A 20510-nucleotide genomic window follows, 5' to 3' on the forward strand; every position below is an offset into this window, starting at 1 on the left:
CCGGTCCGGAAGCAACGGCTCGATCCGCGCCCACTGCGCGTCAGTCAACGGCACACCCGAACCAACGATCAGATGATCCGAACGAAACGGCCTAGGCTTGACCACTGCCGAGGTGCGCCTCGCTTCCTGGCCCGCCGCCCCGGACGACTGGCCGTGCCTAGTCCGTCCGATCCTGTACGAGGTGACCGGCCTGTGCGCTGCCCTCTCTTTCGCGACCAACGCCCTCGACCTCTCCAATCGGCTCGCCGGAGTCTGACCGAGAACCGCCGAAGGCCGCCCCACGCCGCTCAGGCAGGGGCGGCCTCGTCGTACGTCCACCCGTTCGGCGCGTTCGCTCGACCCGACGAAGGAAGACACCATGGCCGACGACCAGAGGCTCTGGGAGACCCGGAGGTCGCCGCCCACCTGGGTATCAGCGTCGGCGCGCCCCGCAGCCGCAAGAGCCGGGGCAGCCTGCCCTCGCCCGACGACCCCAGCGTGCCGGACCGTCCCCGCTGGAATCCGTCCACGTTCCAGAACTGGAGGCCGGTCGGCCGGGGGTTTCACAGTGACCTGCACAACTCCCCCCAGCAGGAGACCACTCCGTCTGGCTGACCTGTACCCGGCCCTCGTAGGCTCTGCCCATGGCGTTCGACTGGGAGCAAAGCTGTCGGAAGGGGCTAGGTGACCACACTCACTGTCATACGAATGCTCGAGCGCCTGCGGGTAGCTGGGCTTGACCTTCCACCGGGCGCTCAACTCGTCAACACCTTCGCTCGCGACTGGCAGCGGAAGGAGGGGGCTTGGGCGTGGCAGGCTGTGGATACAGGAGACGTGCCTCTCGGCGTAGGTTCCCCATTTCCTATGCACTTTCTTCTCCCAAGACGGTGGGAACTGATAGCCGATGAGCGCGAGGGAACGACCGTCATCGTCCCGGCCCACCGTGAACGAAAGCCTCCGTCAGAACAAGAAGCGGCCCGTAAAGGAAATCTCGGCACGGCGCCCCTGGTACCTGCACCCTCTCCTACGGGACCACGCGCTGCGACACAACGCCACCGCCGCATCCCCAAACCCGCGTGGGTCTACGTGGGCGCACCAGTACTGTTGCTCGATGGGAGCCAGGTATTCATCGTCCAGGTAGATGAAGCCAACTCTATTGCTTGGTGGCGCAGTTCGATGTCGAAGGGCTCGAAGCATCAGGCTGCGTTCCACGTCTTACGGCCTGCCTCTGGATAACTCCTAATCTAGGTAAGCGCCTACAAAAGTGCCGTCGAATCCAAGGGCGGCCAATCCCGCCTGGACGCTCGGGTAGGTCTGCCCGTATGGACCACCGACCAGGGCGTCGAAGTCGGCGCGGCCGATCTCGGGTTCGAGCCACTGGTTGCCGCACCGGCAGCGGACCCAGACGTTGCGCCCGTGGTTGATGAGCAGCCAGTCGCGTCGGGCACTGCAGGCGGAGCACATCACGGGGATGCCCCCGAGAGCGAGTTCGCGTGAGTGGCCGACGCAGCGGATTGCCCCGGGGCCGTCGGCCGACCGAGTCTCGGCCTGGAGCTGCAGCAGGGGGTCGGTACCAGTGGGGACGACGGGCAGGACGGGTGCCGGCTCCGTGGTGCGGGTGGTGGTTCTGAGCACGAGCGTCATCTCCCGGTTGTCGGTCCTGTCTTCATCCGTAACAGCCAGTGGAACCGGCTGTCCATACATTTCGCGGCGTCCGCTCGGACGGTGGTCTACGTCCGGTTCGACGTGGTCAGCGACGTGGCGAGCGGCGATTGGGGTCTTGAGCAGTCCCGAGCGGTACGGCTGCCGTCGCGTTTCGTTCACTGGTGCGGCTGCTCGGCGCGGTGGCCTGGCGGGTGGCGGCCTGCGGACGACGGGCACCGTCACCCGGGTGTGCCGGGAGCTGGGCGATGCGCCGCAGGCGCCAGACCAGGACGTCGTTCACGTCGTCGGCGCTGTCGAGTTCGCGCATGTCGATGGCCTGGCGCAAGAGGGCTTCGGAGTCATGGCCTGCCCGCTCTGCCTGGGCGAGGGTGGCGACCAAGGCGTCGGTCCTCGCTTCCGTGCCTCCTGCCCGTACGACCTTCTCGGGCAGGACGGCGCGAAGGGTGGCCTCGTGCATGAGGCGCTGGGCGTCAGGAAGGGCGCGGCCTTGGTCGTGCAGCATGCGCATCGGGGTGGCGGCGGCCTGGCGGTAGGCGGTGCGTAGGTGCGCGGCGGCTTGTCGGGAGGCGTGGGCCTGCTGGGCGTGTCCGCGGGCTGAGTGCCAGCGGGCGGCGGCGAGGGTGACGAGGACGAGGGTGGAGACAAGCATGGCGGTGGTGCCGCCGTCCTCGCCTCGGCCGAGCGCTCCGCCGGCCTGGACAATGCCTCGGGCGGCTGAGCGGAGGGCGCGGGTGTCGGCGCGTTCGGCGCGGACATGACTGCGGGTTGCCCGTTCGAAGGCGCGAGCTGCGGCGGCCAGCTCGGTGCGGGTGGTGGCCGGTGAGGTCTGGGCCACTGCGTCGAGGAGTTCTCCGACGCCGACGAGCTGGGGGGCGGCCTCGCCGTCCTCGTCGCGTTCCAGGAGCGTGGCTGAGCGCTCTGCGATGACGGTGGCGTTGCGTCGTTGACGGGCGGGCGGTGACCAGTTAGTCCGGTCAGCGCCGACCGCGGGCGCGCTCGGCTCGACGGCCCCGTCGGTGAGGCGTAGTCGGATCTTCGGAAGGGAGAGGTCGGGGGCCAGTTTGGAGCCGGGGTACCAGACCGGGGCTCCGTCGCGGTTGCGGTCGCCGGGCAGGGCCACGTTGTAGCCGAGCGCGTCACCGGACGGTGCGTGTCGCAGCTTCACCCGTACCCCCGCTTCTCGGAGCCGCGTGAAGAACTCCTCCTCCGAATCCGCTCCCGCCACGGCTCGACGAACGGCCTCGCGGAGCGTCTCGCGCGAGGTCTCCGGGCGGCCGGTGCGCTCGGCCTTGAACTTCTCGGCGCTGCTGGGATTCTTCGCTGCGGTTCCGTCGCCCGCGTTCAGGCGCCGCAGGCCCATCTCCTTCTCGATGCGGCGGCATTCGGCCTGAGCCTTGTTGAAGTCGTAGTTCAGGCGCGGGTTGCGCAGGTCGCCGCGTACGAGGGTGGCGACGACGTGGATGTGGTCTTCCGCGTGGCGGACGGCGATCCACCGGCAGCCGTCGGAGTCTCCATCCGGGGCAATGCCGGTGGCGTGGACGATGCGCTGGGCGACGGCGTTCCACTCCTCGTCGTCCAGCCGCCGGTCCCCGGGGGCGGTGCGGACCGAGCAGTGCCAGACGTGCTTGGCGGGTGCGCGGTCGCCGGCCTGCTTGACCCGCAGGTCCAGGGCGGCGGTAAGCCGGGCGAGGGTGACTTTCGGGTCGGGGTCGAGGCCGGTGTCGCGGCCAGGGTCGGGAGCGAAGCCGTCCCAGGAGCCGACGAGGTGTGCGTCGGTGTGCTCCTCGCGCCGTCCGGGGCCGTACAGGTAGACGAGGAGGCCGTGGGTGCGGGAGCCGCGTCCGATGTCGGGAACCATCACAGCCGCCGGGTCACCAGGTCGTTCGCCGCGTCATCGACGCGGGCGAGAAGTCCGGTCAGCGCGCCCAGCGCCTGTTCGAGTTCACCGGCGCGCGGCTGGCCACCGCTGTTGAGGACGAAGGTGATCTGGTTGATGTTGTTGCCGATGCGGGCCAGCGCGGTGCGCAGAGCGGCGAGTTCGTCGATGACGGTGTCGAGCTGGTCGTTGCTGTGCACGGCGGCGCATCCGCGGGCGGCGCTCAGGCCGGAGACGGCGAGGAAGCGAGCGACGGTGACGCCGCGCTTGGTGGCGGCCTCGGCGATCTCGGTCTTCTCGGTGTCGGAGAGGCGGGTGGTCGTCTTGCGGGTGCGCTCGCTGGGGTTGCGGGTGCGGCGGCGCGGTTTGCGGTCGGGGTAGGCGGGCGTGCTCGGGCTCGGCTGCTCGCGGTGATCGTCGCGATCGGCTTCTCCCCCGGTGACCGGCGCCCCCTGGTGCCGGTTGCCCGGCTGGTACCCGTGCGCCCTCGCTCGGGGACCAGCCGGGCTTCCCCCGCCCTCCTGGGCGGGGGCAAGTGCGTACGTCGGGCCGTAGGACCGTCGTACGCGATAGCTTGCTCCGCCAGGAGCCGTGGTGGGGTCACGCTGCTGTCCAGCGGAGGTGGCCACCGGGTCGTTGGTGTTCACCGGCTCGTCTCCGGGTCCTGCTGCTGGATTTCGCGGACGAGTTCCTCGATCCAGTACATGGCCAGGACGGGGTGGTGCAGGGTCCAGGGCCGGTCGTGCTGCTCGCGTTGCACGATCCAGGTGGTGTCGGGGCCGGACTGGGCGCGGTGGAGGTGTCCGTGCTGGTGCAGGACGGTCAGCCAGGAGTCGACTTCGGCGGGCGTGGCCGGGTGAATGCGCATCGGGTGCTCTCCGCTTCTGCTGTGGCGGGGTGTGTCGGTGACATGCGGAGTGGGTGACCGGCCGGGGTGACCGGTTCGGTCACCCACTCCGTGGAGGTTCGGTCAGGGCCGGGAGGAAGTGACCGGCTGGCGGTGCTGCTCGCGCAGCTGGGCCATCAGCGCGGTCAGGGTGTCGCTGGACAGCGGGATCTGCTGACCTCGGATCGCCTGGGCGACCACCTTGCGGGTCAGTTTGTCCTCGGCCCTGACCGCCGACCGGGCGATCGCCAGCAGCTCCTCGGTGTCCGGGTCAGGACGCCGGTCACCAGTCGGCCGAGCGGCCCGGTCAGTGACCGGCGGCGAGGTGACCGGCGGGGCACTGACCGCCGCCGGGCTGTCCTGGTCATCACCGACCGGGGACGCGCTGCTGGGGCGGTCAGTGACCGTCCGGCCCTTGTCCGCCTGTCCCGGCAGGTCAGGGGCACCGTGGCTGCGGTTGTGGTGGTCGGTGACCGACTGGCCGCTGGTCGCCGGGGTCGAGTCTCCGGTCACTGACCGGGCGGCGGTGTCCTCGTCGGTCGGGGACAGGGGCAGCCGGTCGGTCAGAGCGGTGACCGACTGACCGGACTTGACCTGACCGGCCGCTGACCGCTGCTGACCGGCTCGGTCGATCCGGGTGACCTCGATGGCGTCGCTCCGGTCGGTCTCACCGAGGTGACCGGGCTGACCGAGGTTCTGCCGGCCAGAGTCCTCGACCGGGCCCCGGGCAATGAGGATGTAGAGGTGGACCGCTCCGGCCAGTGCGAGCGGGGCGATGGTGGAGAGCACCGCGACCACCGCGTCACCGAGTTGGAGGCCGGTGCCGGCGACCGTGTCCTGGTTGATGCGCACCGCGTGGAGTGCGTTGGCCCAGATGCTGGCGGCGGTGGCCGTGCCGAAGAGCGTCCAGACGTAGAGCCGGGCGCGCAGGGGTGCGTTGCGCAGGACCAGGAGGGCTCGGATGCCGTAGGCGATGAACCCGTCGATCACCAGGGGGAACAGGTAGGTAAGGAAGCCTCGGATGTGGATGGCCACGGCCATCTGCTGCAGGGCGTCGTACGACAGCGCGCACCCCGCGCCCCCGAGCGCCACGACAGCCGCGCGGTCCCACCCGGATATGTGCGCCGTCTTCGACGCGCTTGCGATGTTCATGCCGCCGTCCCGAAGTCGTCGCGGATCAGGCGCTCGCCGCTGGTCTCGGGGGGTGTGGTGTTCGTGGTGGGCTGGTTCAGGGTTCGGTTGCGCTCGGCCCGGCGGATCTCGCGGTACCGCTTCTTGGCGTGCTCCTCGGTGACCTTCAGAAGCCAGGCCAGGCGCTGTTCGCTCACCCCGTGGCGGTAGGCCGCGTACTCGACCGCGCGGCGCTCCGTATGGGTGAGGTGCACGTCGCGTCCGGCGATGGTGGCATTGACGCGGCTGTAGTCGAGGCGGCTGGCGAGCTTGTCGTGCAGCGGCCCGCGCTCCTCTTCCGTCAGGCCGCCACGGATCCCGTCGGTGTCGCCCCCTTCGAGAGCCGCGTCCAGGCAGGTGCGCCGGACCGGGCACTGGCCGCACAGGGCCTTGGCCGTGGCGATCTTGGCGGTTTCGTCGGGTTCGGGGAAGAAGACTTCGGGGTCCACCGGGTTGTACTCGGTGCTCTGGCAGACGGCGTCGGCCTGCCAGGTCTGGTCGCCGAGCTGACGGTGCTGGGCGGGGCAGTTCATCGTGCTGGTCATGCGGGGTGCTCCGATCGCTCTCCGCGCGCAGGGGCGTCGGCGGAGAGGTGCGCTGGCGGTAGGTGCCCGGGGGGACGGCGGTGCGAGGGCGCGGTCCGGCGGGGTGGCCTGTGGAGGGTCAGGCGGCGGCGCTGTGGCGTCTGCGGTCGACGGCCTCGAACTCGACTCGGGTGGTCATCTGCGCGAGCCTGCTGGCGACTCGGTCCCCGAGGTAGGAACGCAGGTCCTTGATCGCCAGGTTGGTCGTGATCAGCGTGGGGAGTTCGTAGTTGTACCGCCGGTTGATCAGCCGGTACGTGATCTCCTCGACCCACTCGCTCGCCTTGGCCGCGCCGAGGTCGTCGATGATCAGCAGCGGGCACCGGCTGACGGCCGCCAGCTCCCGCTCACTGTCCACCCCGGGCCGGGGGCGGAGATCGGCGTAGAGGTCGGCGGCGGTGGTCGCCCGCCAGCGCGCGCCGACCCCGCTCTGCACCAGCGCTCGGACCGCGCCGTACGCCTGGTGCGTCTTGCCCGCGCCGACGACCCCGGCCATCAGCAAGCTAGGGCCGGTGGTGACCTGTCGTCGGGCTCCACGGCTGGGGGCGACGGCCGCGTCGGTGACCTTCCGGACCCACTCCAGGACCGTGGGATGGTCGGCGACAGCCGCTTGATAGCGCGGGGGCATCCCGGCGAGCAGAGCGTCCAGCGGTGAGAAGGGCTCGGCGTCGTCCGGCAGCGCAGCGTCCGCCGGGTCGATGTTACGGGCGGCCAGGATCCGGGCCATGCGCTCCAGCGTGGCTTCGTTGCCGAGGAGCTGGGGTTCGCGGTGACGGGTGTGCATCACAGCTCCTCGGCGTAGGCGGCAGAAGCGTTGGCCGGGTTGGTCCACGCCTGGTGGGCGGGCACGTTAGGCCGGATTCCCGGCCGCGCCAAACCGCCGGGGCGAGCGTTCATCGCCTCGTTGACCATGCTGGTCAGCACGCTCGGGTGCTTGGGGTTGGCCGTGAAGTTCGCCAGCCCGGCTCGGATGTGCGCCGGTGCGATGCCCTCGTCCAGGAGCTTCTTGATGATCCGGCCGAGGTGCCCGATCACGTCGCTCGGGGGACGCTGGTCGCACCCGGCGACGTACTCCCCGACGAGGTCCTTGGCGGAGATGCCGGCTGCGGGCGCTGTGCGCCCCGTAGGGACAAGAGATCCAGGATCCAAGATCCTAGATCCAGGCGCCGAGCCTTTGGGGAGGCTTCGGGGAAGGTTCGGGGAGCCGCCGGAGACAACCCTCTGACCTGCACTTTTAACTCCGGTCCGCCCGGGTGCGCTGCTGGCTCCATCGGCAGCGTCCTGCCGGTCGGCGCTTGGCCCGTCTGCCTGTTCCGACACCGTCGAGGAGGGTGCGGCGGGCAGATCGAGGGCTCGGGGTGCCCTCGCCGAGGTCTCAGCGAGTCCTCGGGAAGTGGTGGGCGAGCCCTTCTCCCTCCGGGAGCAGGAGCCCTTGCAGGGGGCGCACCGGTCGGCAGCCTGGTGCTGCGGGCACGAGGGCAGGCGCGACTGGCTCGGCTTGTCGATCTTCTGGTGCTCGGACCAGGTCACGATGTGGAGGTAGAGGCGGCCGTCGCATCCGGTGTATCGGCAGATCAGTCCGGCGTTCGCGAGCTGGTGGAGGTCGTCCTCGACGCGGACCGAGGTGTGCTCGGCGCGCAGGGGCCATAGAAGCCCCGCGATGATCGCGGCGTTGTCCCGGTGGCGGCCATGGTCGTCGGCCTGGGTGAGCAGGCCGAAGAAGGTGCGCTCTGCCTCGACGCTGACTTCGGCGAGCGACTCGGAGACGAACGCCTCCGGCTTGATGGTTCGTATCCGCGCCATGTCAGCAGCCCCGACCGGCGGCGACCAGGTCGCTGTGGGTGAGGGGCGCGGCGGCGACGTCGAAGGTGCGCGGCCGAGTCCAGTCCGCCTCCGGCCAGGCTCGCAGGATCCAGCGGACTGCGACCCTTGCGGTCGTTGGCCCCAGCTCCAGGGTCTCCCCAGCCTCGTCCTTGACGATGGCGTGCGGGTGGGGCCACGCCTCCTTCGGGTCGTTGAGGCTGACCCGGACAGTGGCCGCGCCCGGGACCATGTCTGCGAGCCGGGCTGCGAGGTGACGCTGGCGGTCGGTATCCGGGCAGGCCGGGGTACCACTCGGTATGGCGAGCATGCGATACTCCGTTGTTCGTAGGAGTGCGGTGTGGCGGTTCTCGTGCAAAAGCCCCGCTGCCCGCGAGATGTGAATCGGCACTCTTCGGGGTGCCGGCCCGGCGCTTGGGAGTTGGTAGCTCCCGGGCGCCGCTCTCATCCACCCCGGTGGGCGTCATGGCCCCTGTGCGTACATCACCCCTCCCCTCCTGGCCGGTCCCCGGCCGGTGATCTGCTGGTGCAGGGACCAGAACCGTATGGCGACCGCTGGCACAAGTCCAGCTTCTCCACACCTGCTCCGACCAGGCATGGAACACTGAACTGGACGAACTCCTGGGTCAACGTACACCGCAGTGGCGCCCTTGCGTCAACTGCAATGTCGGCGCGCGAGGCGACGCTAGTCGTGATCACCACTGGAGTGGATAGGATGGTCGTCATGACGAAGGGTTGGGGATGACCGAGAAGAACGAGCGCACCTTCGCGGAGCTGCTCGACTACCTGTTTCGGGAGGTGCATCCGAAGGGGCGCGGTCCGTACACGTACGCGGAGGTGTCACAGGGGATCCGCGACACCTCTGGCGTGGCCGTCTCCGCAAGCGCCATCCAGCAGCTCCGCACCGGAACCAACACGAACCCGAAGATGCAGACCATCCGAGCGTTGGCCGGATTTTTCGGGGTGAACCCGGGCTACTTCTTCGACGGGGAAGAGGCCGAACGGCAGCGTGCAGAGATCCAGGTGATTGCCGCTATGCGCGACCAGGGGGTGCGCCGGGTCGCCTTGCGCGCCAACGGGCTCAGCACGTCGAGCCTGCACATGCTGAACACCGTGATCGACCAGGCTCGCCGGCTGGAGGGAATGCCGGAGGAGGCGGACGCCTCCGGGCTGCTCGACGACGAATGAGTTCAGTGCCGTCCGAACCGCGGCATTCGGCCCTCCGCCACGGTCAGACGGCATCGCTTCCGTGGCGGCCTTCCAGCAGCACGATCACTCGGAGGAGGTCGCTGCGCATCGGTCGCAGGGCGACGATGCGGACAGCGACTTCCCGACCTTGGTGATACGGAATCCTGAGTCGGCGCAGAGCACCGTGGGAGTGCTCAACCATCTCGCGACGATCCCACATCTGTCGCGCGGCTGGCGATCCCGCGAGGATGTCGCGCTCCAGTTGCCGCAGGGACTCGCTCTTCGGGTGGTGCGCCCGCTCATAGCGGATCTGCCCGAGAAAAGGGCGGGCCCAGTCCTGTTCCCAGTTCACGAGTTGCTCACGAGCCTCCGGCTCCAGAAAAGCCCATCGCATCTGATTGGGCTGGTAGACAGCCCACGGAAACTAATCAAGTAACGGCTCGTTGTAGCCGATCACGTTCCATGCGAGATCCGTGGCGAAGGCGGGAGCGGGGGACTGATTGTCCAGGAACTGCTGGAGCAGCACCTCGTCCACATCTGTTGCCGCGTATACATCCGGCGTTGAGGCAAGTGCCGGCGGACGACCGACCGCCCTCAGGTACAACGCGCGACGCTCTGCCGGGCTCAGCCTCAGCGCCGACGAGAGCCGATCGAGGAAGTCGGCCGAGTACTTGGCCTCGGTGCCGCGCTCCAGTGCGCCGTACCAACGTTCGCTCACTCCGGTCAGACGAGCCACGTCACGCTGCGTCAACCCTTTACTCCTGCGCCCCGAGGCTGCCAGGCCCATAATCTCGCGGGGATCCGTGCGGCTCCGCCATGATCGCAGCAGCTCAGGCAGGGACTCACCGTCAGGTTCGTCGCCCTCGACCTGCCCGCCCCGAGAGTCCATGACCCGAGATTAGATCCCATGATGAAGTGACATGCAGCACAACACGCCCGAAGACAGCATCAAGAGATCATGAAATGGTCATCCAGCGTAGTCAGACATAACGGATAGTCGACCGTTCAATCATCTGCGTCGTGAGCCACAGCGGCCCGCGATCACGGGCTTCACCCACTGTCGATCAAGGTCGAAGGAATCCTCCAGCCTGGCACTCATCCATCCTCCTCACAGGGATCAAGTCACCATCCGTAACCGGAACTGACGCTTCCGGGAAGCGTGAGTTCCCCCTTCTTCTTGGCATCCTCTTGGCTGTCGCTCAGTAGCAAGTTGGTGCACAGCCGAGGCCGAGGGGGGCTTTCCATGCCCTTTCCAGAAATCGACGAGAGTCGACTGCGCAAATCATGTGAGGAGCAGGTAGATCTCCTGCACCTACCGCATCGCTTCAGCACGCGCGAACTGCGCGAGGCGATAGCCGCCCTTCGCGGGAAACCGATCATCCTGAAACCGTTGAGCACGCTCGACGCTGTCGAAGCGCCCTGTGGCATAAGGGTCGAGACGCCGTCCGCCGACCTCCTCTATTACGAGGAAGGCACGTCCGTCCACCACCAGCGACACATTCTCACGCACGAACTGTGCCATGTGTTCTGCGACCACCCCGGAAGCCTGCAGGTCGACGCGGATACGGCACAGGCTCTCGGGGTGAACCCCACGCTAGTGATGCGCATGTCGGGACGCACGAGTTACTCGACGGCCGACGAACGCGAAGCGGAAATGATGGCGACGGTTATCCGCCAGCGCATCTACCGTGAACGCGAATCCCCTTCTCATCAGCCGACGAGGGGATCGGACAGCTGGGACGCGCTTTTCTCCCAGCCCATCAAGAAAGCTCGGTTCCGCTCACGATGAACTCCGTCTTCCTTGGCATGGCCTGCCTGCTCGCAGCGGCTGCCGCCTACTGGGTCCTCGGTCGAGGGACGCCCCGTCCGACCGGCACATGGGCCATGGGCGCGCTCCTCGGCTCGTTCGCCCTGGCTTTCGCCACCTACGCCCCGCTGTTCGAGAACGCCGTTGAGGGCGTCGTGCCGCACGTCGCCCGGCTGCTGAGCAACTGTGCTTCACTGGCCGCCGCCACAGCGGTCCTGGCTGTCTCCTTCCAGCTCAACCTGGAACCCGCAGAAGCGCAACGGCGAGTCCGGCTGCGTCTCGTCCTCTTCGCCACGTCTGCCCTCGGCATGACCGTGCTGTTCACGTACGAGCAGATGACGCATCGCTCTCCGCAGGTGTATGCGCTCTATCTGCTGCTTTTCATCTCCTACCTCGGTTTTGCCATCGTCGACTTCCTGGTGCAGGCCGTAAGCCAGTCGAGGTCGACCCGCCGCAGCAGCGTCCGGATAGGTCTGCGCATGGCGGCAGCAGGGTGCGTCTTCGCACTGGTCTACGCGGTGTACAAGCTGACGGTCCTCATCTCCCTGGGCCTGGGCTTCCACCTGGTGTCCGACCATTCGGAGTGTTCGTCGCTCGTGTCTACGCCGTGCGTCTTCAGCGTGACGTCTCCGGCGCTCGCCGTCCTGCTGATCTGCGTCGGTCTCACCCTGCCGGCTGTCGTCTACCCGGTCAGCCAGGCCCAACGTCGCCGCTGGGAGGCACAATCCTGCGAAGCCCTCAGTTCTCTCTGGCAGGACCTATCCGCCGCGATGCCGAATATCGACCCGGCCTTCGACGAGGCCGCCTCGAACGACTCGGACTTCCTACTCCAACGTAGGGTCATAGAGATCAACGACGGCATCCTCGCCCTTCGTCCGTACCGGTCCCGCAGGGTGCAGGAGGTGGCCCAGGGCACGTTCGACGCTGGAACAGAGGCGGGAGCCGCAGCGGTCGAGGCGGCTGTCGTGAAGGCAGCGCTGGCCGCTTCGAAGGCCGGCCGGTACGCCGACAAGGTTGCCCTGCCGTCGGCGGAGGCCGCCTCGCGCAAGGACCTCCGTGCGGACACGGAGTGGCTCCTCCTGGTGGCCGACGCCTACGCGCACCGAGTTGGGCGTGTCGCCGATGACAGTCAGCCAGAGCCGGTTGGAGCCTGATGGCATGACCGACCCGACTCAAGACCCCCGCTTTCTCCAGGACCCCTACCCCACCTATGCGGCCATGCGGTCCAGGTGCCCGGTGCAGTCCGTGCCCACTGGGTCCGGTGGGCACATCAGCTACCTGGTCACCGGCCACGCGGAAGCGAGGGAAGCTCTCCGCGACGCACGGCTCTCGAAGGACACTGCCGCCTTCTTCGCGGGCAACGGGTCACGGCGTCGACTACACCCTGCGGTGGCGCACACAATGTTGGCCAGCGACCCGCCCGAGCACACCCGCCTCCGCAGGCTGGTGACCAAAGCGTTCACGACTGGGGCAGTCACGGACATGCGTCCGTTCATTGCCCGGGTCACCGACGAGCTGCTGGATCAGTGGCCCGTCGGAGAGCGGTTCGACTTCGTGGCCAGCCTGGCGGTACCGCTGCCGGTCATCGTGATCTGCGAGCTACTCGGAGTTCCGAAGGAGGGCCGACCCGACGTCCAACGCTGGTCAGGAGAGCTGTTCGCGGCAGGCAAGTCCGACGTCATCGACGCGGCCTCGCATTCCATGGCCGACTACATGACGACCCTCATCGCCGCCAAGCGCCTGGCCCCCGGCGCTTCTCTTCTCGACCGGCTCATCTCGGAGCGCGACGGAGACGACCATCTGAGCGAGGAGGAGCTGGTCTCGCTGGCGGTGCTGTTGCTTGTGGCCGGGCACGAGACCACCACCAACTTCCTCGGAAACGCCACCCTGGCGCTGCTCCAGCACCGTGCCGAGCTGGATCGCCTTCGGCAGAATCCGGACGATGTCCCAGCCGTGCTGGACGAGCTGCTTCGGTTCGATTCTCCCGTCAGTACAGCAACCTTTCGGTTCACCACGGAGGCCGTCACGCTCGGCTGTACCGATATCCCTGCCGGTGTCCCGGTACTAGTCGCTCTTGGAGCCGCCAACCGCGACCCAGAGCGGTTCCCGTCGCCGGACCTGCTCGACTTGGACCGAGACGCCGCCGCTCATCTCAGCTTCGGCCATGGCATCCACCGCTGTGTCGGTGCTCCCCTGGCCAAAGCTGAGGTGGAGATCGCCCTCCGAGCGGTACTGACTCGGTTTCCCGGAATCCGGCTTGCCGCGCCAACTGACCAACTGGACTGGCGGCGCACCCGTCTCGTTCGCGGACTGACAACTCTTCCTGTCCTGGTGTAGCAGGTGGCAAGTACAAGTCATGCTTCTGCGTACTGGGCGAGCAGGATGCTGGCTCGCGCGAGATCGTCTGGAGTGTCCACCGCGACGCCGTCGTCCCTGACAGGCACCATCCGTACAGCGTGGCCGTGCTCGATGAAGCGCAGCATCTCCACTCCTTCTGCGCGCTCCAAGGGCCCCTGCCGAAGTTGCCGGAAGCGCTGGAGAGAGAGGCCAGCGAATCCGTAGAGGCCCAGCTGGCGCGTGTACTTCGGCCGCTCCCCCTTCGGATAGGGAATGGGGTGGCGCGAGAACATCAGGGCGTCGCCCTGAGCGCCGACGACGACCTTGACGACGTTGTTGTCCAGGGCTGCGGCGATGTCGACCAGTTCGGTGTAAGCGTTCACGGCCAGCGTGCCCGGAGGCAGGTGCTCCAGAGCTTCCGAGATGGCGTCGATCGCACCGGGTGCGATGAACGGCTCGTCGCCCTGGACGTTGATGTATCCGTCGGCCGGGAGACGTTCGGCGACCTCTGCGACGCGGTCGGTGCCGGTGAGGTGCTCCCCGGTGCGGATGCAGTCGATGCCGAGTTTGCGGCACGCCGCTTCGATGCGCTCGTCGTCCGTGGCGACGATGGCCCCGTCAAGGCGTTTGGCTTCCAGGCAGCGCTGGTGGACGTGCCAGAGCAGCGGCTTGTCGCCGAGGAGGGCCAGTGGTTTGCCGGGGAAGCGGGAGGCACCCCAGCGGCACGGTATGACGGCGATGTGCCGGCGCCGTTGGGCGTCGGTCTGGCGGGCTGTGGTGGCGGCCACGGCGTCCTCCTGGTGGTCGGGTTCGGGCAGGCTTCAGGTGAGCTGGGCGAGCTTGGCGCGGACGGTGGGTGAGGAAGTGGTCGCGAACGGCCGCCACTGGTAGCCGTCGCCTCCTCCTGCAGCGTCACCGCCTGATCGGTCACGAGTTGGAAGGCCCAGCGGAAGTCCACGTGATGGTGGGCCGGCTCGTTCTTCGACGGGTTCGCGTCGATCGCGTGCACGTCGATGTCGAGGGGGATGTCCTCGTGGCCGACGAGGGGGACCACGGCGCTCGGCGGGATGCCGGCCTCCTCGTGCAGTTCGCGCAGGGCGGCGTCGCGCAGGCGCTGGTCGGACGGTTCGTTGTGCCCGCCGGGTGCCAGAAGTTTCCCGGACGCCTTGTGCAGGATGTGGAGCACGTGCCGTTCACCGTTGATGACGATGGCGCTGCAGGTCACGTGGGCGGGGAAGGTCTTGCGGCTGGTGGGATCGTCCGTGCCCGCGAGTACGTCGAAGAGCATCGTCAGGGAGGCGCGCTCGTCCGGGTGGCGGGCGAGGTACGCCTCGGTGACGGTGCGGACGTGTCCGGTGGAGGGTGGCAACGAGGTCACCTTTCGAAGTGGCGGAGCCAGGTCCTGGCGATGGTGTCGCGGTCGGCCGCCGACATCTCGTGCAGTCCGGGCTGGAGCCGGGCGTGGCTGAGTGCGGCGGTGGCGGCGAGTATCTCGGCCTGGACGAGGTGGATGTAGGTGCCGACGGCGGCGCCGTGCACGAAGTTGACGGCACCGCCGTCGGCGAGAACGTAAAAGTAGTGGCCGGTGACCTCGTACCGGGTCAACTGGGGTCCGACGGGCTGACGTTCGTAGAGGTCGTCGAGGCTGCCCAGTTCCAGTTCGTCCTCGGAGGAAGTCACCGATCCGAGGTACGCGCCGTTGCGCAGGGCGGCGAAATCCTCGTGCCGGAGGGCGAGATTGCCGGTGGCACACAGGACGAGATCCGCGTCGTGAACGGCCTCGGTGGTGGACGCGCTGGTGTGGAAGCCGAGGGCGTGCGCCTGTACCCGCTTGACCGCGTCGTTGTCGTACACGGTGACGCGCAGGTCCTGGGCACGCAGGGTCTGCGCAATCGAGCGACCGATCTTGCCGAAGCCGATGACGCAGGCGCTGCGGCTCGTGAGGATGTCCCCGCGGGCGCGGACGAGGGCGTCGGTAGAGAACACGATGGACCGGCCGACGAGGTGGTCCTCGCAGTCCTTGAGCGGTGAGCGGGCCACGGACACGACCGGGCACGGGAGCGAGCCGAGGGCCGCGTACCGCTGGTGTCCGTTCTCGGTGTCTTCGACGACGCCGAGGATGCGGCCGGAGAACTTGTCCACGAGGGTGTCGAGGCTCGCTGCGAAATAGCCGCCGATGTCGACCAGGACAACGTCCTGGCCGCCGGCCGTGTCCTCCAGGTAGTGCAGGGCCTGGGTCTCGTCGGTGAATCGCTCGCGGCTCAGGTCGTGGACCGGCAGGGTGCGGCGGACGGTGTCGAGGGTCGGCTGGTGGATCGACCGGGGCTTGGGGAGAACAGCGCCGATCGTGGACACCGCGGTCATGGCGCGCAAGAACGCAGGTCGTTCCTGGAGCAGGTGTGTGATGACCAACGTCGTGATCGCCTGGCCAGCGGGGAACTGCGCGGTGATCCTTCGGAAGAAGGCGTCCAGCCGCGCTCGCTCGGGGGTCTCCATGAGCACTCCTCTCGTGATCCGACTGGTGCGCCTAGGCGGCACGGCTGTAGTCCGGTACTGGGGTGGCCAGAGCCTGCATGTGGGCGCGCAGTCCGCTGTGGAGGTCGACGCGCGGCTGCCAGCCGAGGACCTCTCCCGCACGGCCGGGGTCGGCACGCGTGAGGAGGACGTCCCCGTTGCGCACGTGGTCCTGGTGGAGCTGGATCTCGCGGCCGGCGAGGCTGTTGGCGATGTTGATCACGTCCAGCAGGGACGCGTTCGAGCCACCGCCGACGTTGATGGTGCCGTGCGCGTTCGGGACGGTGCCGGCAGCGATCGTGGCGGCGACCACGTCGTCGATGTAGGTGAAGTCGCGGCGCTGGTGACCGTCTCCGTAAAGGCGCAGGGGTTGTCCGGTCAGGGCGGCGTACAGGGCGCGGTGGGTGAACATGTCGGTGCGCTGCCGGGGGCCGTAGACGGTGAAGTACCGCAGGGCGACGACGCTGGGGCCGACGGGGCGCTCGGCGTAGGCGAGGCAGAGCTGCTCCTCGGCCAGCTTGGTCACGGCGTACGGGGAGGCGGGGTTGGGGCGGTCGGTCTCGCGGCTCGCGTCGCCGTCGGTCGGGCCGTAGACGCTGGAGGAGGAGGCTACGACCAGTCGGGGGACGCCGATCCGGGTGGAGGCTTCGAGGACGCGGTGGGTGGCCAGCACGTTGGACGCAAGGTAGTCGCCGAACTGCGGTCCCCAGGAGGGCCGTACGCCGGGGATGCCGGCGAGGTGGAAGACGGTGTCGGCGTCGATCAGGAGCGGGTCGATCGCGCAGTGGAGGAGGTCGGCCGTGACGTGGTGGTATCCCGGGCGGCCCCGCAGCGCGGCGAGGTTGGCGGCGGCCGTCGGGTCGGTGGACAGGTCTCGGCGGTCCACGCCGATCACGGTGGTGCCAGCCTGGACGAGGGCGAGGGCGAGGTGGGAGCCGATGAATCCGGCGGAGCCGGTCACCACGGCCCGTCGAGGGGAAGCGTTGGTCGGGGGCTGCTCGTGCTGTGGCACGGGGGTCTCCAGAGGGGTGTCGTCTAAGGGGCTGGTCAGGTGAGCCGGGACAGGACGGTTCTGCCGTGCGCGCTGAGGGCGGCGTCGTTCTCTTGGTGGCCCTTGACCAGGGCTGTGGCCGCCTCGATGGCGCCGAAGGACTCCAGGAGGCAGCGTTCGGTGTCGTTGGGTGAGCGTCCGTAGCCGTCGAAGAAGGCGGTGCGAAGGTGGGGTGCGGCCTGCCAGCGTCGGAATTCGAGCCGGGCGAAGTCGCGGACCCGGGCGTCGCGTCGCATGTGCTCGAAGTCGTAGATGCCGAAGGTGTCGCCGAGCAGCCAGTTGCGCGGCTGGTAGTCGAGGTGGCAGATCGCGCTGTCCATGTGGCTGGCGCCCAGGATGACCGCGTGGTGCTTCAGCAGGTTCTCCTCGGCCGCGTCGAGCAGGTCGGCGTGGACGGCCCGGTCGATCCACTCCTGGAACCGCTCGGCGAGTGAGGCGCCGACGGCACCGCCCTGGGGCATGGTCGTGGCTCGGTGCAGCTTGCCCAGCACGTGCCCGGCCTCGTGGTGGGCCAGCTCCTCCTCGGGTGAGCCCGGAGCAAAGGTGTCCGCGCGGTCGCCTGCGAGTGCGGTGAGCAGCAGGGTGCGGGTGGCGTCATCCCGGCCGACCAACACCGGTGCATGACCGGTCAGATGAGTGACCCACGCCCCGTAGGCGTGGAGTTCTCCGGCGTACCGGTCTCGCTCCGCGTGCTGCTTCGCGATGAACTGACGCCCGTCGCCGGCCACCAGGCGTACGACGCGGGGCGGGAGCGCGGGGTCCGCTGCGATGTCGACTGTGCCGAGGATGAGGTGCGCCAGTTGTATCCGGGGGTCGCGCGAGGTCGCGATCACGGGGTCGGCTCCGGCGTGAGGAGGCTGAGGTGCTCGGTGTCGTTGTGCCGGTCGAGCATCCAGCGGGTCTGGCCCAGGCGGTTGCAGTGGTGCTGCCAGCGGGTGATGGAGGCGTGGTTGTGGGTGAATCCGGCGGGCGAGCCGATCGGGATGCCGAGCAGCAGGGTGTGTGCGGTGATCACCGTCTCCCCGTGGGCGGCGAAGACGACGCGCTTGCCGTGGTTCTCCTTGATGAGCTGGCTCAGGTTCCTGCTGGCGCGCTCCAGGAACCCGTTCCAGGTGTCGGAGCCGTTGGCCCAGGGCGTGTCGGGGTGGGCGTGCGGGCCGCCGTCGGCGGCCGTCTTCACCGCGTCCCAGGGCCGGCCGTCGGCGTCGCCGTGGACCGGTCCATCGAGTCGGTCGTCGTGGTGCACGGGGATCTGGAGCGTCTGGGCGATGATCTCGCCGGTCTGGACGAGTCGGATCCGCGGGCCGGTGTAGATGACGTCGAAGGGCTTCTTCAGGTGCTCGGTGGCCAGGCGGCGTGCGGCCTGTTCGGCTTGGGCGTACCCGAGGTTGGTCAGGCCGGTGCAGGTACGCGGGCCCCCGACCAGGCCGTCGGCGTTGCACTGGGCCTGGCCGTGCCGGACGAAGACGAGTTCGGTGGTGATCATGAGGCTCCTCGGTGCGTGAAACGGAGGGGCAGGCTGTAGTGGTAGCCGTTGCGGCCGACGTACGGGGCGGTGAGCACGGCGTGCAGGCCCAGGAAGCTGTCGAGCTGGCCCCGGTCCGTCGTGCCCAGCCGGGCGTCGTAGCGTCGGGCTGCCGCGTTGTACGCGAGCAGGGCGGTAGTGACGGCTTGGTCCGTGAGCGGCCCGTAGGTCAGGTGGAGCGTCGCGACGAGCTTGGCGAGGTCGTAGCCCAGCGGGGCGAGGGACAGGTCGTCGGTGTCGACGGCGACGATGTCATGTGCGGTAATGATGAAGTTCCGCGGGTTGCTGTCCTTGTAGAAGGCGCACGGGCCCTCGGCGGTCGCCTGCAGCAGGCCGAGCATCGCGTGTAGGGCCGTCTTGTTGGGCAGGTAGCCCTGCTCCTGGCGTCGCCGCAGAGCGACCTTCCGGGGACCGAGGTAGTCGTCGAACTGCGTGCCGTCCTCGAAGTGGTGCGGGGTGTCCAGCGACGCGGAGTGCAGGTCGCTGGCCCAGGCGGCACCGTGGGCGTGGCCGAGCAGTTCCGCCACGCGCGGGAGGTCCTCGGGACGTACGGGGCGGCCCTCGATCCGTTCGAACGTCAGGGACTGCGGTCCGGCAGTGTGGAGGGCCGGCTGCCGCAGCGGTTTGGCGTGCGCGGTGAGCCACCGGTAGTGGCGCACCGCCCCCGCCGCGCGCTCCGGTTCCGCGTACTGCTTGGTGAACGAGGCGGGGCTCATGCCGGCTCTCCTCCCTCCTTCGGCTGGGCGACGACGAAGGTGATCCGGGACCGGGTGGTCAGCGGCTGGTCGGGAAGGAACTCGTGCAGGGTCGCCGCCAGGGCACCGGGGTTGCCGTACAGGCCGGGCGCCAGGTCGTACTTGGGGTTGGTGGCCAGGTACTGCGCCGTGTGGTCGTGGCCTTCGAAGGTGAAGACGTGTTCCTCGTCCAGGACGGCGATCACGTCGAGCGAGGAGGCGGCCACGTCGGCGAGGGTGCCGCTGTGGGCTGCGGTGTAGAGGCTCTCGTGCTGGGCGGCACGCGGATCGAGGCCGGCGGAGGCGACCAGCTGGTCCATCGCCCGGTAGCTGTCGAGGCCCTTGGTGACGAGCACGGCCACACCACCGGGGGCGAGGACCCTGGCGATCTGCCCGACGACGTCCTGGGGGCGCGGCGAGTGGTAGAGGCAGAACGCCGCGACGACGATGTCGCTCGACCCGTCGGGCAGAGGGAGGCCGTGGAAGTCGCCTTCGACGAAGTCCACCGTGCTGTCGGGCAGGTCCTTGGCGCGCTCGCGGGCCTGGGCGAGCAGGGAGGGGGCGGCGTCCAGGCCCACGACGCGCTGGGGCCGGAGCTGCTCGGCGATGACGAGGCTGCTCGTGCCGCGACCGCAGCCGATGTCGAGCACCACGCCGAGCCGGTCGGGCCGGGTGTGGTGGGTCTGTACCAGGCTGACGATCGTCTCGGGCACCGGGTGTCCGGCGGTCTTGGCGCGCATCAGGGCGCTGGTGCGCCCGGCCAGCCGCGAGGCGTGTCCGTACAGCTCCGACTGCCGGGCGGGGTCCAGGAACGGGTTGGGCTCGTTCATGCCGCACCCCCTGACCGGGGGCGCGGGCCGGTCAGGACTGCTCGGCGGCGACCTTCCGCAGCCAGCGGCGCGTCTGGCGCCGGTTGGCCAACAGCACCACATCGGCGCCGGAGCCGAACTCCTCGATCTTCGCCATCACGCGGGGCCGCATCTTGCGCCGGTACGTGGCGACGTACTTGATCACGCCCCAGTGAATGCGGTTGTGCACCCCGTTGCCCTTGTGCCCGGCCCCGTGCCGGATCTGCCGGGAGAAGATCCCGTACAGCGCCGCCACGGTCGACACGTCCATCAGGACCACCGTGTCGCAGGCTTCGAGCCGTACCTGCAGCGTCGAGTTGTAGTTGCCGTCGATCACCCACCGCGGCTGCGCGACCAGCTCGCGCTGGACGTCGGTGAACTTGTCCATCGGCAACGCGTTCCACTCGTCGTCGTAGAACGCGGCGTCCAGGTGTGTCACCGGGGCGTCGAGGATCCTGCCCAGTTCGCGGGCCACGTGGGATTTGCCGCTGCCTCCGCAGCCGACGATGGCGACCTTCTTCATGG

Annotated in this window: 23 protein-coding genes and 2 pseudogenes; 5 read left to right on the forward strand and 20 right to left on the reverse strand. The window is 68.8% G+C overall.

Annotated features, from left to right (window positions below; all coding sequences use genetic code 11):
- Positions 1-97 precede the first annotated feature (97 nt).
- The gene (locus AB0F03_RS17590) at positions 98-256 is read left to right on the forward strand and encodes a hypothetical protein (protein WP_361992223.1); all 159 of its coding nucleotides are present in this window, start codon (positions 98-100) and stop codon (positions 254-256) included.
- 962 nt (positions 257-1218) lie between these two features.
- Here AB0F03_RS17590 and AB0F03_RS17595 read toward each other — a convergent pair.
- The 9 genes from AB0F03_RS17595 to AB0F03_RS17635 form a co-directional block, all read right to left on the reverse strand.
- Positions 1219-1623 (reverse strand): hypothetical protein, encoded by a 405-nt coding sequence (locus tag AB0F03_RS17595; RefSeq protein WP_361992225.1) that lies wholly within the window; start codon positions 1621-1623, stop codon positions 1219-1221.
- A 106-nt stretch (positions 1624-1729) separates the two neighbouring features.
- A complete protein-coding gene (locus AB0F03_RS17600) occupies positions 1730-3502 on the reverse strand; it encodes a mobilization protein (protein ID WP_361992806.1) in 1773 nt (590 codons plus the stop codon).
- Positions 3502-4167 carry a plasmid mobilization relaxosome protein MobC gene (gene mobC, locus AB0F03_RS17605; protein WP_361992227.1) on the reverse strand — a complete coding sequence of 222 codons (666 nt, stop codon included), beginning with the start codon at positions 4165-4167 and terminating at the stop codon, positions 3502-3504. Before mobC ends, AB0F03_RS17600 begins: the two co-directional genes overlap by 1 nt.
- Positions 4164-4388 carry a hypothetical protein gene (locus AB0F03_RS17610; RefSeq protein WP_361992230.1) on the reverse strand — a complete coding sequence of 75 codons (225 nt, stop codon included), beginning with the start codon at positions 4386-4388 and terminating at the stop codon, positions 4164-4166. Before AB0F03_RS17610 ends, mobC begins: the two co-directional genes overlap by 4 nt.
- A gap of 102 nt (positions 4389-4490) precedes the next feature.
- On the reverse strand, positions 4491-5558 hold the full coding sequence (locus AB0F03_RS17615) for a DUF2637 domain-containing protein (RefSeq protein WP_361992233.1): 1068 nt from the start codon (positions 5556-5558) through the stop codon (positions 4491-4493).
- A complete protein-coding gene (locus AB0F03_RS17620) occupies positions 5555-6121 on the reverse strand; it encodes a WhiB family transcriptional regulator (protein ID WP_361992235.1) in 567 nt (188 codons plus the stop codon). Before AB0F03_RS17620 ends, AB0F03_RS17615 begins: the two co-directional genes overlap by 4 nt.
- Before the next feature lie 118 nt (positions 6122-6239).
- Positions 6240-6944: an ATP-binding protein gene (locus AB0F03_RS17625; RefSeq protein ID WP_030624100.1), complete on the reverse strand. Its 705-nt coding sequence runs from the start codon at positions 6942-6944 to the stop codon at positions 6240-6242.
- Positions 6944-7963, reverse strand: a complete 1020-nt coding sequence (locus AB0F03_RS17630) for a hypothetical protein (RefSeq protein ID WP_361992238.1) — start codon at positions 7961-7963, stop codon at positions 6944-6946. Before AB0F03_RS17630 ends, AB0F03_RS17625 begins: the two co-directional genes overlap by 1 nt.
- A 1-nt stretch (position 7964) precedes the next feature.
- Positions 7965-8291, reverse strand: coding sequence for a transcriptional regulator (locus AB0F03_RS17635; RefSeq protein ID WP_361992241.1), 327 nt, complete (start codon positions 8289-8291; stop codon positions 7965-7967).
- Positions 8292-8722: 431 nt separating this feature from the next.
- Here AB0F03_RS17635 and AB0F03_RS17640 point away from each other — a divergent pair, with 431 nt between their 5' ends.
- Positions 8723-9169, forward strand: a complete 447-nt coding sequence (locus AB0F03_RS17640; RefSeq protein WP_361992244.1) for a Secondary metabolite protein — start codon at positions 8723-8725, stop codon at positions 9167-9169.
- Between the two features lie 43 nt (positions 9170-9212).
- Here AB0F03_RS17640 and AB0F03_RS17645 read toward each other — a convergent pair.
- Positions 9213-9566 (reverse strand): annotated as a pseudogene (locus tag AB0F03_RS17645) (hypothetical protein); the annotation flags it as partial.
- A 27-nt stretch (positions 9567-9593) separates the two neighbouring features.
- Complete coding sequence (locus AB0F03_RS17650) at positions 9594-10058, reverse strand: helix-turn-helix transcriptional regulator (protein ID WP_361992247.1); 465 nt, start codon at positions 10056-10058, stop codon at positions 9594-9596.
- A 354-nt stretch (positions 10059-10412) separates the two neighbouring features.
- Between AB0F03_RS17650 and AB0F03_RS17655 the strand changes: the two genes are divergently transcribed.
- The 3 genes from AB0F03_RS17655 to AB0F03_RS17665 are packed head-to-tail and all read left to right on the forward strand — an operon-like array spanning position 10413 to position 13313.
- Complete coding sequence (locus tag AB0F03_RS17655; RefSeq protein ID WP_361992250.1) at positions 10413-10958, forward strand: regulator component; 546 nt, start codon at positions 10413-10415, stop codon at positions 10956-10958.
- Positions 10955-12130 carry an MAB_1171c family putative transporter gene (locus tag AB0F03_RS17660; protein ID WP_361992252.1) on the forward strand — a complete coding sequence of 392 codons (1176 nt, stop codon included), beginning with the start codon at positions 10955-10957 and terminating at the stop codon, positions 12128-12130. The genes AB0F03_RS17655 and AB0F03_RS17660 overlap by 4 nt, the downstream gene beginning before the upstream one ends.
- Before the next feature lie 4 nt (positions 12131-12134).
- Entirely contained in the window at positions 12135-13313 is a 1179-nt protein-coding gene (locus AB0F03_RS17665; protein WP_361992255.1) for a cytochrome P450, read from the forward strand.
- Between the two features lie 17 nt (positions 13314-13330).
- Here AB0F03_RS17665 and AB0F03_RS17670 read toward each other — a convergent pair whose 3' ends face one another.
- The 9 genes and pseudogenes from AB0F03_RS17670 to AB0F03_RS17710 all read right to left on the reverse strand — a co-directional run bounded on the left by AB0F03_RS17670 (position 13331) and on the right by AB0F03_RS17710 (position 20508).
- Positions 13331-14101, reverse strand: a complete 771-nt coding sequence (locus AB0F03_RS17670; protein ID WP_361992258.1) for a 3-deoxy-manno-octulosonate cytidylyltransferase — start codon at positions 14099-14101, stop codon at positions 13331-13333.
- Between the two features lie 305 nt (positions 14102-14406).
- Positions 14407-14601, reverse strand: a pseudogene (locus AB0F03_RS17675) (NUDIX hydrolase); the annotation flags it as partial.
- An 86-nt stretch (positions 14602-14687) separates the two neighbouring features.
- Complete coding sequence (locus AB0F03_RS17680) at positions 14688-15809, reverse strand: adenosylhomocysteinase (protein WP_361992260.1); 1122 nt, start codon at positions 15807-15809, stop codon at positions 14688-14690.
- A gap of 31 nt (positions 15810-15840) precedes the next feature.
- Positions 15841-16839, reverse strand: coding sequence for an NAD-dependent epimerase/dehydratase family protein (locus tag AB0F03_RS17685; protein ID WP_361992262.1), 999 nt, complete (start codon positions 16837-16839; stop codon positions 15841-15843).
- 35 nt (positions 16840-16874) lie between these two features.
- Positions 16875-17711 carry an aminoglycoside phosphotransferase family protein gene (locus AB0F03_RS17690; RefSeq protein WP_361992265.1) on the reverse strand — a complete coding sequence of 279 codons (837 nt, stop codon included), beginning with the start codon at positions 17709-17711 and terminating at the stop codon, positions 16875-16877.
- Complete coding sequence (locus AB0F03_RS17695) at positions 17708-18364, reverse strand: histidine phosphatase family protein (protein WP_361992268.1); 657 nt, start codon at positions 18362-18364, stop codon at positions 17708-17710. The genes AB0F03_RS17690 and AB0F03_RS17695 overlap by 4 nt, the downstream gene beginning before the upstream one ends.
- Positions 18361-19119 (reverse strand): phosphotransferase, encoded by a 759-nt coding sequence (locus AB0F03_RS17700; RefSeq protein ID WP_361992271.1) that lies wholly within the window; start codon positions 19117-19119, stop codon positions 18361-18363. The genes AB0F03_RS17695 and AB0F03_RS17700 overlap by 4 nt, the downstream gene beginning before the upstream one ends.
- The gene (locus AB0F03_RS17705) at positions 19116-19967 is read right to left on the reverse strand and encodes a class I SAM-dependent methyltransferase (protein WP_361992274.1); all 852 of its coding nucleotides are present in this window, start codon (positions 19965-19967) and stop codon (positions 19116-19118) included. Before AB0F03_RS17705 ends, AB0F03_RS17700 begins: the two co-directional genes overlap by 4 nt.
- Before the next feature lie 31 nt (positions 19968-19998).
- Entirely contained in the window at positions 19999-20508 is a 510-nt protein-coding gene (locus tag AB0F03_RS17710; RefSeq protein ID WP_037876755.1) for a topology modulation protein, read from the reverse strand.
- Positions 20509-20510: the final 2 nt, after the last annotated feature.

It is taken from the genome of Streptomyces sp. NPDC028722, assembly GCF_040637655.1.
GTDB lineage: Bacteria > Actinomycetota > Actinomycetes > Streptomycetales > Streptomycetaceae > Streptomyces.

What these genes read in the sequence shown, in the direction of transcription:
- AB0F03_RS17595 (WP_361992225.1), bottom strand. Translation starts at nt 1,623, where the DNA reads ATGACGCTCGTGCTCAGAACCACCACCCGCACCACGGAGCCGGCACCC.
- AB0F03_RS17600 (WP_361992806.1), bottom strand. Translation starts at nt 3,502, where the DNA reads ATGGTTCCCGACATCGGACGCGGCTCCCGCACCCACGGCCTCCTCGTC.
- AB0F03_RS17610 (WP_361992230.1), bottom strand. Translation starts at nt 4,388, where the DNA reads ATGCGCATTCACCCGGCCACGCCCGCCGAAGTCGACTCCTGGCTGACC.
- AB0F03_RS17615 (WP_361992233.1), bottom strand. Translation starts at nt 5,558, where the DNA reads ATGAACATCGCAAGCGCGTCGAAGACGGCGCACATATCCGGGTGGGAC.
- AB0F03_RS17620 (WP_361992235.1), bottom strand. Translation starts at nt 6,121, where the DNA reads ATGACCAGCACGATGAACTGCCCCGCCCAGCACCGTCAGCTCGGCGAC.
- AB0F03_RS17625 (WP_030624100.1), bottom strand. Translation starts at nt 6,944, where the DNA reads ATGCACACCCGTCACCGCGAACCCCAGCTCCTCGGCAACGAAGCCACG.
- AB0F03_RS17630 (WP_361992238.1), bottom strand. Translation starts at nt 7,963, where the DNA reads ATGGCGCGGATACGAACCATCAAGCCGGAGGCGTTCGTCTCCGAGTCG.
- AB0F03_RS17635 (WP_361992241.1), bottom strand. Translation starts at nt 8,291, where the DNA reads ATGCTCGCCATACCGAGTGGTACCCCGGCCTGCCCGGATACCGACCGC.
- AB0F03_RS17640 (WP_361992244.1), top strand. Translation starts at nt 8,723, where the DNA reads ATGACCGAGAAGAACGAGCGCACCTTCGCGGAGCTGCTCGACTACCTG.
- AB0F03_RS17650 (WP_361992247.1), bottom strand. Translation starts at nt 10,058, where the DNA reads ATGGACTCTCGGGGCGGGCAGGTCGAGGGCGACGAACCTGACGGTGAG.
- AB0F03_RS17655 (WP_361992250.1), top strand. Translation starts at nt 10,413, where the DNA reads ATGCCCTTTCCAGAAATCGACGAGAGTCGACTGCGCAAATCATGTGAG.
- AB0F03_RS17660 (WP_361992252.1), top strand. Translation starts at nt 10,955, where the DNA reads ATGAACTCCGTCTTCCTTGGCATGGCCTGCCTGCTCGCAGCGGCTGCC.
- AB0F03_RS17665 (WP_361992255.1), top strand. Translation starts at nt 12,135, where the DNA reads ATGACCGACCCGACTCAAGACCCCCGCTTTCTCCAGGACCCCTACCCC.
- AB0F03_RS17680 (WP_361992260.1), bottom strand. Translation starts at nt 15,809, where the DNA reads ATGGAGACCCCCGAGCGAGCGCGGCTGGACGCCTTCTTCCGAAGGATC.
- AB0F03_RS17695 (WP_361992268.1), bottom strand. Translation starts at nt 18,364, where the DNA reads ATGATCACCACCGAACTCGTCTTCGTCCGGCACGGCCAGGCCCAGTGC.
- AB0F03_RS17700 (WP_361992271.1), bottom strand. Translation starts at nt 19,119, where the DNA reads ATGAGCCCCGCCTCGTTCACCAAGCAGTACGCGGAACCGGAGCGCGCG.
- AB0F03_RS17705 (WP_361992274.1), bottom strand. Translation starts at nt 19,967, where the DNA reads ATGAACGAGCCCAACCCGTTCCTGGACCCCGCCCGGCAGTCGGAGCTG.
- AB0F03_RS17710 (WP_037876755.1), bottom strand. Translation starts at nt 20,508, where the DNA reads ATGAAGAAGGTCGCCATCGTCGGCTGCGGAGGCAGCGGCAAATCCCAC.